The sequence below is a fragment of the Streptomyces sp. NPDC107575 genome (assembly GCF_055657265.1).
This window is the reverse complement of sequence record NZ_JBVKBG010000002.1, coordinates 285,725-299,300: the sequence shown is the minus strand read 5'-3', so window position 1 is coordinate 299,300 and position 13,576 is coordinate 285,725. Positions and strand designations below refer to the sequence as shown.

11 protein-coding genes are annotated in these 13,576 nt (G+C 73.0%); 4 read left to right on the top strand and 7 right to left on the bottom strand.

Annotated features, from left to right (window positions below; all coding sequences use genetic code 11):
• Positions 1–5 precede the first annotated feature (5 nt).
• Positions 6–557, bottom strand: coding sequence for an FHA domain-containing protein (locus tag ACZ7L4_RS08080; protein ID WP_472100760.1), 552 nt, complete (start codon positions 555–557; stop codon positions 6–8).
• Positions 558–743: 186 nt separating this feature from the next.
• On the opposite strand from ACZ7L4_RS08080, the gene treZ reads away from it, so the two are divergent.
• Positions 744–2,510 carry a malto-oligosyltrehalose trehalohydrolase gene (gene treZ / locus ACZ7L4_RS08075; protein WP_472100758.1) on the top strand — a complete coding sequence of 589 codons (1,767 nt, stop codon included), beginning with the start codon at positions 744–746 and terminating at the stop codon, positions 2,508–2,510.
• Positions 2,511–2,544: 34 nt separating this feature from the next.
• Here treZ and ACZ7L4_RS08070 read toward each other — a convergent pair whose 3' ends face one another.
• From ACZ7L4_RS08070 to cyc2, 5 genes are all read right to left on the bottom strand, one after another.
• Entirely contained in the window at positions 2,545–3,450 is a 906-nt protein-coding gene (locus ACZ7L4_RS08070; protein ID WP_472100756.1) for an aminoglycoside phosphotransferase family protein, read from the bottom strand.
• Between the two features lie 6 nt (positions 3,451–3,456).
• The gene (locus ACZ7L4_RS08065) at positions 3,457–4,584 is read right to left on the bottom strand and encodes an aminopeptidase P family protein (RefSeq protein ID WP_472100754.1); all 1,128 of its coding nucleotides are present in this window, start codon (positions 4,582–4,584) and stop codon (positions 3,457–3,459) included.
• A 134-nt stretch (positions 4,585–4,718) separates the two neighbouring features.
• Complete coding sequence (locus ACZ7L4_RS08060; protein WP_472100752.1) at positions 4,719–5,357, bottom strand: PDZ domain-containing protein; 639 nt, start codon at positions 5,355–5,357, stop codon at positions 4,719–4,721.
• 150 nt (positions 5,358–5,507) lie between these two features.
• Complete coding sequence (phsA, locus tag ACZ7L4_RS08055) at positions 5,508–7,448, bottom strand: O-aminophenol oxidase PhsA (protein WP_472100751.1); 1,941 nt, start codon at positions 7,446–7,448, stop codon at positions 5,508–5,510.
• A gap of 90 nt (positions 7,449–7,538) precedes the next feature.
• Positions 7,539–9,779: a germacradienol/geosmin synthase Cyc2 gene (cyc2, locus tag ACZ7L4_RS08050; protein WP_472100749.1), complete on the bottom strand. Its 2,241-nt coding sequence runs from the start codon at positions 9,777–9,779 to the stop codon at positions 7,539–7,541.
• 142 nt (positions 9,780–9,921) lie between these two features.
• Here cyc2 and ACZ7L4_RS08045 point away from each other — a divergent pair, with 142 nt between their 5' ends.
• Positions 9,922–10,536: a chorismate mutase gene (locus ACZ7L4_RS08045; protein ID WP_472101954.1), complete on the top strand. Its 615-nt coding sequence runs from the start codon at positions 9,922–9,924 to the stop codon at positions 10,534–10,536.
• Between the two features lie 15 nt (positions 10,537–10,551).
• Here the strand turns inward: ACZ7L4_RS08045 and ACZ7L4_RS08040 are convergent, their stop codons facing one another.
• A complete protein-coding gene (locus ACZ7L4_RS08040; protein ID WP_472100747.1) occupies positions 10,552–11,385 on the bottom strand; it encodes a pentapeptide repeat-containing protein in 834 nt (277 codons plus the stop codon).
• A 131-nt stretch (positions 11,386–11,516) separates the two neighbouring features.
• Here ACZ7L4_RS08040 and ACZ7L4_RS08035 point away from each other — a divergent pair, with 131 nt between their 5' ends.
• Positions 11,517–12,293 (top strand): alpha/beta fold hydrolase, encoded by a 777-nt coding sequence (locus tag ACZ7L4_RS08035; protein WP_472100745.1) that lies wholly within the window; start codon positions 11,517–11,519, stop codon positions 12,291–12,293.
• Positions 12,290–13,543, top strand: coding sequence for a cytochrome P450 (locus tag ACZ7L4_RS08030; protein WP_472100743.1), 1,254 nt, complete (start codon positions 12,290–12,292; stop codon positions 13,541–13,543). Before ACZ7L4_RS08035 ends, ACZ7L4_RS08030 begins: the two co-directional genes overlap by 4 nt.
• Positions 13,544–13,576 lie beyond the last annotated feature (33 nt).

Genomic DNA, 13,576 nt, shown 5'->3' with positions numbered 1-13,576 from the left:
CCGAGTCAGTCGGCGGACAGCCGGAACGCCATGCGCCCGAAGGCGACCTGATCGCCGTCCCTGACGACGGCCGCGCCGATCACCCTGCGCCCGTTCACCGACGTGCCGTTGGTGGAGCCGAGGTCGCGCAGCACCCACATGCCGGCCTGCCGGCTCAGCTCGGCGTGCACCCGCGAGACCGTGTCGTGGCTCAGCCGCAGTCCGTTGGCCGGGTCGCGGCCGATGCGCAGCGGGTACGGGGAGGTGGCCGCCGGAAGCAGCAGCTTCGGCAGCCGCTCCACGGTCCACGCCCTGCGCAGCCGCACCGTGAACCCGGAGACCGCTCCCACGGTGCCGAACAGCGCACGCGACCAGCGGCCCTCCTGGTGCAGATCGGCGGTGAGCCGGTCGAGGTCCTCGGTCCTGCGGGCGGCGAACACCAGCTCCATGCGGCGCACGAACGTGTCCTGCGAGAGCCTGCCGAGGGCGACGCCGTCCCTGAGCACCTTCAGCGCACGGTCCCGCTCGGCGTCGGAGAGCCGAGCCGGGTACGTGTGGTGTTCAAAAGAGGACGTCACACAGGGAATTGTCGGGCAGCGGGGGCCGAAGTGTCCAGAAAACCGCGACCGTGGGCCCGCGCGGGCGAAACTTCGTGTGACGCATGCCCCAGCGAGGCGAAACCGCCCCGCGTGGATCACAACTGACGCACCATGGGAACCATCCGTCACTGTCGGCAGGCATCCGGTCACGAGGGGGAACGGTCCGTGCAGTTCGAGGTGTGGGCACCACAGGCCGAGCAGGTAACGCTCCACATGAGGGGCGCCGAGGACGAACAGAGCACCACGCGCGCGTTGTCGCGCGACCCGTACCGGGGCGACGGCTGGTGGTCGGGTACGGCCGAGGCCGCGGACGGCACGCGGTACGGCTTCGCGGTCGACGGCGGGCCCGTGCTGCCGGACCCGCGCTCGCGCCGGCAGCCCGAGGGTCCCGACGGCCTGAGCGCCGTCGTCGACCACCGGCGCTACGCGTGGCACGGCGACTGGGCGGGACGCGGGCTGACCGGGGCGGTCCTGTACGAGCTCCATGTGGGCACGTACACGCGGGAGGGCACGCTGGACGCCGCGGCGGAGCGGCTCGGGCACCTCGCCGATCTGGGCGTCACGCACGTGGAGTTGATGCCGCTGAGCCCGATGCCGGGGCGGCACGGCTGGGGCTACGACGGCGTCGGCCCGTGGGCCGTGCACGAGCCGTACGGCGGCCCCGAGGCGCTGAAGCGTTTCGTGGACCGCGCGCACGAGCACGGCCTCGGCGTCGTGCTCGACGTGGTGCACAACCACTTGGGCCCCTCCGGGAACCATCTGCCCGCGTTCGGCCCGTACTTCACCGACACCCACCACACGCCGTGGGGCAGCGCGATGAACCTGGACGCGCCCGGCTCCGACGAGGTCCGCGCGTATCTGATCGGCAGCGCGCTCGCCTGGCTGCGCGACTACCGGATCGACGGGCTGCGGCTCGACGCGATCCACGAGCTCCACGACCGGCGCGCCCTGACGTTCCTGGAGGAGCTCTCGGCGGCCGTGGACGCGCTCGCCGAGGATCTCGGAAGGCCGCTGTTCCTGGTCGGCGAGTCCGACCTCGGCGACCCGCGCGTCATCACCCCGCGCGCGGAGGGCGGGCTCGGGCTGCACGCGCAGTGGAACGACGACGTGCACCACGCCGTGCACGCGGCCGTCACCGGCGAACGGCGGGGCTACTACGGGGACTTCGCCCGGCAGCCGATGGCCGCGCTCGCCAAGACGCTCACCCACGGCTTCTTCCACGACGGCACGTACTCGACGTTCCGCGGCCGTCACCACGGCCGGCCGCTGGACCGCGCCACCGTTCCCGCGCACCGGCTGCTCGCCTACACGCAGACGCACGACCAGGTGGGCAACCGGGCACAGGGCGAGCGCCTCGGCGCGCTCGCCGGTCCGGGCCTGCTCGCCTGCGCGGCGACGCTCGTGCTCACCGGCCCCTTCACGCCGATGCTGTTCATGGGCGAGGAGTGGGCCGCGAGCACGCCCTGGCAGTACTTCACCGACCACACGGACCCCGCGCTCGCCGACGCCGTCCGCAAGGGCAGGCGGCGGGAGTTCGCGGCGCACGGCTGGGCCGAGGAGGACGTCCCGGATCCGCAGGACGCCGCCACCCGTGAGCGCTCCTGCCTGAACTGGGACGAGCGGGAAACGGGCCACCACGCGCGCGTGCTCACCTGGTACCGCGAGCTCATCGCCCTGCGCCGCGCCCGCCCCGACCTCCAGGACCCCGATCTGGCCGCGGTCAAGGTCGCCTACGACGAGCGGGCCCGCTGGATCGCGTACCGGCGCGGTGACCTGCGGGTGGCGGTGAACCTGTCGGACGTGCCGGTGTCGATCCCGCTCGGGCGGCCGGTGGCGCGGCTGCTCGCCACGTGGGAGCCGGTGGAACTGCCGGGCAGGGACGGCGTGCTGACGGTCCCGGCGGAGTCCTGCGTGATCGCCGTGGCGCCGTAGCGTCGCTTCGCCGCGGGAACGGGCGGGAGGCGGTTCAGCCCTCCGACACCAGCTCCAGCAGGATCGCCTCCCACGCCCGCTCCAACTGCACGCGCAGCAGGCCCACGGGGCTGTCGTCGGCGCCGTACAGCCGGTCGCCGAGCCGTACGAGGACATCGCACCGGGCCAGCCACAGCCCCCGCAGGCACGAGCGCGGCCCGTACCCCGCGAGGGTCGCGGAGCGGACCGCGGCCCGCGCGCCCACGGCGATCGTCAGCCCGGCGATGTCCTCGGCGGCGTCGCCGACGACCGCGTCGGCCCAGTCGAGGACGCCGCGCACCCGGCCGTCCGCCGACACCGTCAGATGCTCGCCCTTGAGGTCGTGGTGGACGAGCACGGTGTCGGGCTGCGGGCCGAGCTGCGCGACGGCCGGCGCCGAGAGCTGGTCGAGCCGCTCGGCCTCGAACTCGCCGTCCGCGTCGAGCTTCAGGGCCGCGGCGCCCGCCTCGCGGCGCAGGCTCTCCAGGGAGCGCGGCGCCACCTTCGGCACGCCGATCGGCCCGGTCCGCGCGACCGGCACCGCCCGCAGCCCCGCGAGCAGCCCGGCAAGATCCTCCTCGCCCGCCGCGGTGACGTCCCTGACCTCGGCGGACTCGCCCGGCAGCCGCTTGTCGAGCGTGCAGGCGAGCCCGGGCGCCCACTCCCCCGTCGCGACGGAGGCGGGCACCGCGACCGGGACGTGGGGACGTACGAGGTCGCGCAGGCGCACCTCGCGCCGCAGCCGCGCGGACATCGCCCCGTCGGTGGCCAGGCGCAGCACATGCGTCCTGCCCACCCACCAGGTGGAGTGCTCGCCGCCCTCGGTGACGGGGCGCGCCTCGGGAGCGCCGCCGTCCGGAAGCATCGCCCCGAGGACGCGGCGCACGGCGTCGGCAGTGGGCTGCCGCGGCGTCGACGGCATGGCCGCTCAGCCCACGATCGCCAGCTCGCGCGCCGTCGCGTTGAGGCGCCGTCCGCCGTCCTCGGTGACGGTCACGATGTCCTCGACGCGGACGCCGAACCGGCCCGGCAGATAGATGCCGGGTTCGACGGAGAAGCACATGCCCGGCACCAGCTCCTGCTCCTCGCCCTCGATCATGTAGGGCGGTTCGTGGGTGGTGACACCGATGCCGTGCCCGGTGCGGTGGATGAAGTACTCGCCGTACCCGGCGTCCGTGATGACCTTGCGGGCGACCCGGTCGACGTCCTGGCAGGCGATCCCCGGGCGCACCGCGTCACAGGCCGCGGTCTGCGCCTCCCGGACGATGTCGTGGACCTCGCGCTCCTCGGCGGTCGGCTCGCCGACGTGCACGGTGCGGGTGGTGTCGGAGCCGTAGCCGTGCTTGAGTCCGCCGAAGTCGAGCACCACCATGTCGCCGTCCTGGATGACGCGGTCGCTCGCCTCGTGGTGCGGATTGGCGCCGTTCGGGCCCGAGCCGACGACGGTGAAGTCGACCTGCGAGTGCCCGAACCGCTTCAGGAGGTCGGCCAGTTCGCGGGCGATGTCGTTCTCCTTGCGGCCCGCGAAGGCGACCTTCTTGATCTCCTCGTACGTGGCGTCCGCTGCCGCGCCCGCGGCGGCGAGGCGCTCCAGCTCGGCGGCGTCCTTCACGCCGCGCAGCATCGGCAGGGCCTCGGTGAGTGATACGTATGACGTCTCCGGGAGCGTCTTCTGCAGGCCGAGCAGGTGCATCGCCCACGCGTTGTCGCTGACCCCGAAGCGGCCCGCCACGTCGAGCAGCGGGGCCGTGACGTCGTACGGGTCCTTCCCGTCGGTCCAGTCCCGCAGCGTCATCGCGTCGGCGCCCGCGGCCTTCGCGGCGTCGGGTGCCTCCAGGGTCGGCACGACGAGCGTGGGCTCCTGGCCGGCCGCGAGGACGAGAAGGGTGAGCCGCTCGGTGTCGGCCGGGACGTGGTAGCCGGTGAGCCATACGAGGTCGGGGCCCGGCGCGACCAGCACCCCTGCGAGCCCCGCGTCGGCGGCGGACTGCGCGGCACGGTCCATGCGGGCCTTGTAGTCGGCGGCGGTGAAGGGCGCGGGTGTACCGGTCGTCATGTCCTGGCCTTTCGTACGGGTGGGCGCGGGCGTCGTACGAGCAGTCATCCTGCCCGGCGGCGCGGGGCGGCGCGAGACCGACCTCTGCCCATGATTTCAGGCGGCCGGGGCGGGGCGCGCGCCGAACGCGGACGTCACGTGACCACGCCCGGTGTGACCGCCAGCTTCTGCAGCTCTCCGTTCGCGTGCCGGACGGTGACCACGACCTGTCGTCCGGGGCGGGCGTCCGCCACGTCGGCCACGTGCGCCGCGAGGTCGAGCGCGGAGCCGACGCGCCGCGCGCCGAGGCCCACCAGGACGTCTCCGCGGACCAGTCCGCCCGTGTAGCCGGGGCCGGGGATGTGCACGGCCACGACGAGCGCGCCGGACGCCTTGGGGGCGTCGACGACCTCCACGCCGAGCCCGCCTCTCAGCAGGGGCGGCGCGGGCGCCGGGCCGGGCCCCGGTGTCGGCGCGGGGCTGCTCGGCGGCGGGGCCTCGGGCCGGGCCGCGGGCGGGGCCTGCCGCTTCAGTTCGGCGAGCTTGCTCATGCCGATGACGGTGGCGCCCACGGTGCCGAGGCCGATGCCCGCGACGACCAGGAGGACCGCGCACAGCAGCCCGCACAGCACGCTGCACAGGCGCCTGCCGCGCCGCCGGGAGGCGTGCGGCCTGCCGGGCCCCGGCTCGGGCGCGGGGCCCGCCTGCGGGTCGGCAGGCGGCTCCCGCCTCGACGTCGCGGACCGGCCCCCGGATCCGGGCATCGCCTTGGGACGCAACGCAGTCTGTTCCATGGGGTCGCCCGCCTCCGGTCCCTGGCTCACTCGGCCACGGCCAGAGCCCTACCCTCCGCGCACGCCCACGACGATCCCCGAACGAGTGAGAGTGCCGGGCCGGCTCGAACACCGGCCCCGGCACCCCGTGCGACTCCCGCTCGCGGCAGGTCAGCCGGTGTGGCCCCCGTGGTCGCCGTGGCCACCGCCGTGCCCGGCCCCGTGGTCGAACTTCAGGGCCTCCTTCGGCAGCACCACGAAGGGCCGCATCATGCCCATGTCCTCGTGCTCCAGGAGGTGGCAGTGGTACATGAACCGGCCGTACGCCCCGTCGAACCTGCCCATGACCCGCAGCATCTGGCCGGGCAGGGCGCGGAACACGTCCTTGTGCCCCTGCTCGTTGGGCGGCAGCGGGACCACCCGCGTCGGGTCGAACGCGACCGGCTTCACCGTGCCGCCCACCTCGACGTCGAACCCGGAGGCGTCGTACACATCCCTGCCGAGAATCTGGAAGTCGGCGAGGTGGATGTGCATCGGGTGCACGACCGGCGGGTTCACCGCGAGATTGAGGAAGCTCCACTGCTCGTGGGTGCCCTCGCCGATGGTGAAGCCGAGCCCGTCGTTGAAGGTCCGGGCGATGCGCCGGTAGGTCTTCAACGCGCCCTTGTCGTCGACGAGCTGGATGACGCCGTCGCTCGGCACCTGGATGTCCTCGACGCCTTCGGTGTCGGCGGTGACCTCCGCCATCTCCCAGATCTCCGGGTGTCCGCCGCCGCCCTTCGTCGCGGGCGGCGTCAGGACGATCAGCCGGTGCCCGTGCTCGATGTCGTGGGTGAGCCTGCGGAACGACCCGGACAGCACCTCGGGCAGCACGAACGGATCCGGGTCGCCGCACTCGCCGACGCGGAACTCCATGACGTGCGGGTAGCGCACGTCGCCGGGCACGTCGGGCTCACCGGGCGCCGCATTGCGTCCCTTGTCGACCAGGCGCACCCGCTTGCCCGCGAGGGACGCGAAGTCGACGAGCAGGTCCATGCGCTCGGCGGGCGCGACGGGCAGCGTCGGCAGCGCGTCATCGAAGTCGAGCGGGACGGGACGCGGCAGCAGTCCGCCGTCGCTGCCGATCTGGTGCACGACGCCGGGCACCGGGTCGCCGTCCTCGTCGATCAGCACCAGGTTGTAGATCCGCGCGTTCGACGCGTTCACCAGGCGGAAGCGGTACCAGCCCGCGTCCACCCGCGCGTAGGGCCAGATCCGCCCGTTGACCGTCGTGTACGGGCCGCTGAACGGGATGCTGACGGGCTTGCCCGTCTCCTCGTTCGCCGGGTCGACGATGACGGTCTTGTGCAGCAGCCTGCCGTTCAGCCGGCCGTCCTCGTCCGTGTCCAGGTTCCGGTCGGCGAGCAGCAGCGGGATCTCCCGCTCCCCGGAGGGGAGCCCGAGGGCGTCCTCCTCGTCGTCCCTGACCAGGTACGTGCCGTAGAGGCCCGCGTACACGTTCCACCGCGTGATGTTCATGGCGTGGTCGTGGTACCACCACTGCACCGCCTGGTGGTCGTTCGGATACTCGGAGAGCTGGGCGTCGCCGAAGCCCACCGCGTTGTCCGCCCAGCCGTCGTTGCCGCCGCCCGTCTGCGCGCCGTGCAGGTGCGTGACGGTCCAGGCGGGCAGCGCCGCCACGTCCTGGTTCGCCGGGACGCCCGCGCGGCCGGGCAGCGTGGTCGGCGGGGGCGGCGGGTCCTGTCCGGGCTCGGTCTGCGGAGTGGGCACCTCCACCGACGTCACCGGGTACTCGCTGCCCTTCGGGATGCGGTTCGTCCAGGCGATGCGGACGCGCTCGCCGCGCCGCACCTCGATGGTCGGGCCCGGCACCGACCCCTCGTAGCCCCACATCAGGGTCGGCGGGAGCTGCGGGTGCAGCCGCTGCCACGTGGGCCGCAGCGCGATCTCCGTTTCCTGCCGGACGTCACCGGAGTCGGGCCGCAGCACCGGCGGCACCGTCAACGGCGCCACGTACGGCGCCAGTTCCCCCACTGCGGCCGCGGCGATCTCGCTCGCGGCCTCCTCGACCCCGGTGAGTTTGTCCGTGATGCGCTCGAAGATTTCGGTCATGAAAAGAACACCCCCGTGTGTTCTCACAAAGTCCCCGTTGCACGGCCGCGAACGGCCGTCCTGTCGCGGCCGCGAAACGGCCGTCTCACCTCACAAGACGGCTGCCGCCCCAGCAAAGTTCCCCGAATCGCCCAATCCGGACGTGCAGTTCTTGAAACCGACCGGAACCGGAGGCGCCGGAATCCGGCCGGGCACGAAGCCGTGGGCGCGGCTCCCGAGCCAGTCGGCGCGGTAACGGTCGACGTTGGCGTGCCAGTTGAGGATGCCCGCCGTCCAGTTCCGCAGGTCCTCGACATAGCCGTCGAGGGCCGCGCGCGCCTCCCGGTCGAGGCCGAAGTCCTCGTAGAGGACGGGCAGTTCGTGCTCGACGATGTGCTCGAACTGCCGCATGCGCTGCGTCATCAGGTCGTTCACGATGCCGACGGCCGTCGGGTAGTCCGCGCCGAAGAAGTTCTGCACGACCAGGACCGCGTTGTGGATCTCGCCCTCGTACTCGATCTCCTTCTGGTACGAGAACACGTCGTTGAGCAGGCACGCGTAGTCGATGGCCGAGTTCTCCAGGGCACGCACGGGGCCCGTCCGGTAGATCTCGGGCGGCACGGCGGGCCCGTGGCCCATCCGGCACAGGCTCAGGGTGAGGTCGGAGCCGAAGGTGGCGCGGCGCATCTCCAGGTAGTCGACGGGGTCGGGGACGCGGTTCTGCAGCTGGTTGGCGACCTCCCACACCCAGCTCTCCGTCATCACCTCGACGGAGTCCTTCAGGGTGCGGCGCTGCTCCGGGGTCATCTCCGCCGTGGTGCGCCGCCACAGGTCGGCGAGGCCGCGCTCCATGGCGTTGGCGGGCGGCGAGATCACCTCGCCGTGCACGGGCATGCAGTCGGAGAGCCGCGCGGTGCACGCCCTGGCGGCGGCCGGGTCGCGGCGGTGCCCGAAGACCAGCGGGTAGTAGTCGTCCCCGTACGTGCCCCAGGCGAGCCACTGGGAGCTGAGGTCGAGCGCCTCCGCCGAGCCGTCCGGGTCGAGGCCCGCCGCGCACAACGGCAGGTCGTAGGCGCGGAGTTTGTCCTCGTCCCAGACGCCCTCGCCGAGGATGCCCATGCGGTGCGTCCAGGGGAGCAGCCGCGCGCGGGCCCCGTCGAGCTCCGGGTTGAGGCTCAGGGCGAACGGCATGTGGATGTCGGGGATCAGGGCGGGTCCGACCTTCTGGAACGGCACGTGCGCGTACGCGCGCAGGCGCTCGGCGCCGACGTCGGCGAGCAGCGCCCGGACGTCCGTGGCGCCGGTCCCGAGCCCGCTCGGCCCGCCCAGGGGCGGCTCGGAGCGGGCGGTGACCTCCTTGTTCATGTAGCGGCTCGACCGCATGTGCCACTCGTGGCCGCCGGACTGCCAGTCCTGCAGCCCGCGCGCGTACGCGGCGACCTCGGCGACCTCGTCCGGGGTGAGCCCCTTCTCCACGGAGAGGGCGGGGACCTCGGTCAGCGCGGTGTGCTCGAACTGGTGCAGCCGTGAGGTCAGTACGTCGTTGACGGCCTCCGCCGCCTCCTGTGTCGTGCAGCCGAAGAAGGTCTCCAACACCAAAACGCCGTTGGAGAGTTCGCCCTCGTCCCTGACCTCCCGCTCGTAGGAGAAGAGGTCGTTGCGCAGGTGCACCGCGTCGGCGAACGTCTCCATGAGGACGCGCAGCGGCCGCGACTGCGCGACGGACGCCGGGACCTCGGCCGTCGCGTACTCCACCAGGCCCGCCGACCAGGGGGCGCCGCCCACCTTGCGGCGCATCTCGATGTACTCGACGGGGTTGGCGATCCGTCCCTCGTTGATGTTGGACAGCTCCCACATCGACTCGTTCAGCAGGTGCTCGGTCGACTCCGCGAAGCGCCGCCGCCAGTCCATGGACATGGCGGGCACGGTGCGCCGCCACAGGTCGATGAGGCCCGCCTCGACCGGGTTCTCGGGCTCGGGCACGGGGGTGGCGAGGTCCATCGGCATGAACAGCGGCAGCCGGTCCAGGTGCGCCTTGCCGGCCGCACGGTCGTTCGTGCGCTTGTACATGTCCAGGAAGTGGTCGTCGAAGAAGAAGACCCACACGTACCAGTCGGTGATCAGGGAGAGGGCAGGACCGTCGCAGTCGGGGTGCGTGTACGCGCACAGCAGGCCGTAGTCGTGCGCGTCGAGGTCGTCCTGGTCCCAGACACCGCTGCCCTCCAGCATCCCCATCTCGCGGGCCCACACCGTGGAATGGGCCCGCGCCTCGTCCAGGTGCGGATTGAGCCGGGCCCGGTACGGCATGTAGAAGCGCGGCAGACGGAAGGGCTGTGTGGACTCGTGTGTCATGGGCGCGGCCCTACCCGTGGCCGTCAACCGGCATCCACGGGGCGGAACATGATCGCACCATCGCGTGAACCGGGGTTGTTCGACGTACGTTCGGGGAAACGCATGCCCGTTGCCCGTACGAGACGAAGGACCCACCTTGCGCATCCGGACCACGACCACCGCCCGCCGCCTGGTCACCCTGGGGGCCGCCACCGCGATCGCCCTCGGCGGCGCGGCCCTCCCGGCGACCGCGGCCCCGGCCGCACCCGCCGCCGCGCGGGCCACCCACGCGGACCCGGGCGCCCTCGCCGCGATCACCTCGCTCGCGACAGAGCGGCTGGCGCTCGCGGACAAGGTCGCGGCGGCCAAGTACGGCACGGACGCGCCGATCGACGACCCGGCGCGCGAGCAGCAGATCCTCGACGACGTGGCGGAGCGCTCGGCGGGCCTCGGCATCGACCCGGCGTTGGCGCAGGCCGTCTTCCGGGACCAGATCGAGGCCAACAAGGTGGTGCAGCGCGGCCTTTACGCCCGCTGGGACGCCCACCCCGAACAGCGCCCGACCGAGCGCCCCGACCTCGCGAAGGAGGTCAGGCCGCAGCTCGACCGGATCACGACGCGGCTCCTTGACGCGCTGCGGGACGTGGCCGCCACCCGTACGTCCCCCGCCTGCACGCCGCTGCTGACGGCCGCGGCACTGCGCGACGCCCACGCGCGCGGGTTCGACGCCCTGCACCTCAAGGCACTCGCCCGGGCGCTGCCTTCGGTGTGCTCCTGATCCGTCGGCGGGGCGCTACGCCCAGTGCGCGGGGCGCCGCAGGCCCGCGGGGATGCGGGTGGCGGCGTCGCCGCGCGCCGCGTTCAGCTGCGCCTGGGTGAGGAACAGCGCCCCGGTGAGGTCGGCGCCCCCGATCCGGGCGTCCCGCAGGTCCGCGCCGATCAGGTCGGCCGAGCGGAGGTCGGCGCCGGTCAGATCCGCGGCCACGAGCAGGGCGCCGCGGAAATTGGCGCCCCGCAGGTCGGCCTTCTTGAAACGGGCGCCCACCAGGTCGGCGCCCCGGTGGTTCTTCTTGCGGCCCAGGGCGCCGGGCACGCCGGAGCGCACCAGTTCGCTCGCCTTCAGGAGAAGCGTGTTCACGTCCGCGCGGACGGCCGGCACGTCGGCGGCGACGAGTTCGTCACTACGCGCGCGGGTCAGGCGCTCGATGTCCTCGCGGGCCCGCCGCGCGTCGCCGTGCACCGCGCGGGCGGCGTCCAGCTCCAGTACGTCGCTCAAGTACCAGAGCAGCTCGTGCAGTTGCCGCATCACGGGGAAGACCTCGTACATGGCCCTGGAGCTCTCGGGCCGCTCGCGCCAGCTCACGCCCTCGAAGGTGACCTGGGAGACCTTCTGGCCCGCGCCGAAGCAGTCGAAGACCGTGCAGCCGGGGTAGCCCTCGTCGCGCAGCCTCGCGTGGATGCCGCAGCGGAAGTCGTCCTGGAGGTTGCGGCAGGGCGTGCCCGCGTTCTTGTTGTGCGCGAAGTCGTGCGACTTGGCGAAGGGGAGGGCGACACAGCACAGGCCGAAGCAGTCCGCGCAGTCGGCGCGCAGGTCGGGACGGTCGAGAGGGGTTTCCGGGGAGGTCACCCGTCCATTGTCGCCGATGGGACACGGCGCACACCGCCACGCGCGCGTGCGCCCTCTTGTGGCCGGGCACGGCCCCGCGCCACCGTGGATGCGTCCGGCACCGCTGACGTTCCACACCCTGGGGAGTCGACGTGACCTCGTCCTTCGTCCTGCCGTACGAACTGCACGGTGACGGCCCGCACAAGGTGATCGCGGTGCACGGCTGGTTCGCCGACCGCGCCGCCTACGCGCCGATCGTGCCCGACCTCGACCGCACCACCTTCCAGTACGCGCTCGTGGATCTGCGCGGCTACGGGGAGGCGAAACAGACGCCGGGCGCGTGCACGACGGCCGAGGCGGCGGCGGACGTGCTCGACCTCGCGGACCGGCTCGGCTGGGAGCGGTTCTCGCTGATCGGGCACTCGATGGGCGGCAGCGTGGCGCAGCGCGTGGTGGCGAACGCGCGGCACCGGGTGCGCCGCATCGTGGGCATCTCCCCCGTCCCGGCGTCCGGTCTGCGCATGCCGCCCGAGCAGTGGGAGCTGTTCGTGACGGCCGACTCCTCCCCCGCGAACCGCCGCGCGATCATCGACGTCACCACGGGCGGCGTACGCCCCGCCGCGTGGCTGGACCGCATGGTGGAGCGCTCGCTCGCGTGCAGCGACGCCAAGGCGTTCCGGGCCTGGCTCGACTCGTGGACCGGCGACGACTTCCACGCCGACCTGGAGCCCTGTACGGTCCCCGCGCTCGCGGTCACAGGGCAGCTCGACCCGGCCCTGGCCGCGCCCCTGATGCGCTCGACGTGGCTGACCTGGTTCACCCGCGGCGAGCTCGTCGACCTCCCCGTGTGCGGCCACTACGCGATGGACGAGGCGCCGCTCTCGCTGATCCGCGTCATGGAGGACTTCCTGCGGGCGGACCGCTCGTGACGCCTGCCGTCCCCGACGTCTTCGACCCCCGCCTGTACGCCGAAGGCATCCCGCACGAGCGCTACCGGACGCTGCGCGAGCACCACCCGGTGGCCTGGCAGCCCGAGCCCGCGGTCCTCGGCTGGCCGGAGGGGCCCGGCTTCTGGGCGGTCAGCCGGCACGCGGACGTGGTCCGGGTCCTCAAGGACGCGTCGGCGTACTCCTCGTACCTGGGCGCGACCCAGATCCGCGATCCGGACCCGGCGGACCTCCCGTTCATCCGCGGCATGATGCTCAACCAGGACCCGCCGGCGCACGGCAGGCTGCGCCGCCTGGTGAGCCGGGCGTTCACGCCGCGCCGCGTGGAGGCGTTCGGGGAATCGGTGCGCGACCGGGCGAGAACCCTGCTGCGCAAGGCGCTCGACGAGGGCGCGGACACGGTGGACCTGGTCGCCTCGGTCACCGACGACTACGCCCTCCTGAACCTCGCCGACCTCCTGGGCGTCCCGGAGTCCGACCGCGCCCTGCTGCTGCACTGGACGCGCCGCGTCATCGGCTACCAGGACCCGGACGAGGCGACGGCGGCGACCACGGGCCCGCCGGTGAATCCGCGCTCCCCCTCCGCCCTTGCCGACATGTTCGCGTACGCCGACGAACTGACGGCCCACAAGCGCGCGCACCCCGCCGACGACATCATGACGACGCTCGCCGCCGACCCCGATCTCACCCCGCCCGAACGCCAGATGTTCTTCTTCCTGCTGACGATCGCGGGCAACGACACGGTCCGCAGCGCGGCCCCGGGCGGCCTGGCGCTCCTCGCCGAATCCCCGTCCGCGTACGAACAACTCCGCGCGGGGAAGGCCGACTTGACGCTCGCGCTGGACGAACTCCTGCGCCGCCACCCGCCGGTCCTGACCTTCCGCCGCACGGCGACCGAGGACACGACCCTCGCGGGCACCCGCATCAGGCGCGGCGACAAGGTGGTCGTCCTGCACGCCTCCGCCAACCACGACGCACACGTCTTCCGCGAGCCCTTCGCCCTGGACCTGTCCCGCGCCCCCAACCCGCACGTCTCCTTCGGGGACGGCCCGCACGTCTGCCTGGGCGCCCACTTCGCCCGCCTTCAACTGCGGGCGCTGTACGAGGAGGTGGGCCGGGCGCTGCCGGCCCTGACGCTCGCGGCACCGCCGAAGCGCCTCGTCTCGAACTTCATCAACGGGATCAAGGAGCTACGGGTGGACAGGCGCCCGCACACGCCCACGATCCGGTGATTGGCGGGGATCTTGGCCGTGGCCCCCGAAGGT

Coding starts and splice junctions, on each gene's coding strand:
- ACZ7L4_RS08070 (WP_472100756.1), bottom strand. CDS start 3,450: ATGCCGTCGACGCCGCGGCAGCCCACTGCCGACGCCGTGCGCCGCGTC.
- ACZ7L4_RS08065 (WP_472100754.1), bottom strand. CDS start 4,584: ATGACGACCGGTACACCCGCGCCCTTCACCGCCGCCGACTACAAGGCC.
- ACZ7L4_RS08060 (WP_472100752.1), bottom strand. CDS start 5,357: ATGGAACAGACTGCGTTGCGTCCCAAGGCGATGCCCGGATCCGGGGGC.
- phsA (WP_472100751.1), bottom strand. CDS start 7,448: ATGACCGAAATCTTCGAGCGCATCACGGACAAACTCACCGGGGTCGAG.
- cyc2 (WP_472100749.1), bottom strand. CDS start 9,779: ATGACACACGAGTCCACACAGCCCTTCCGTCTGCCGCGCTTCTACATG.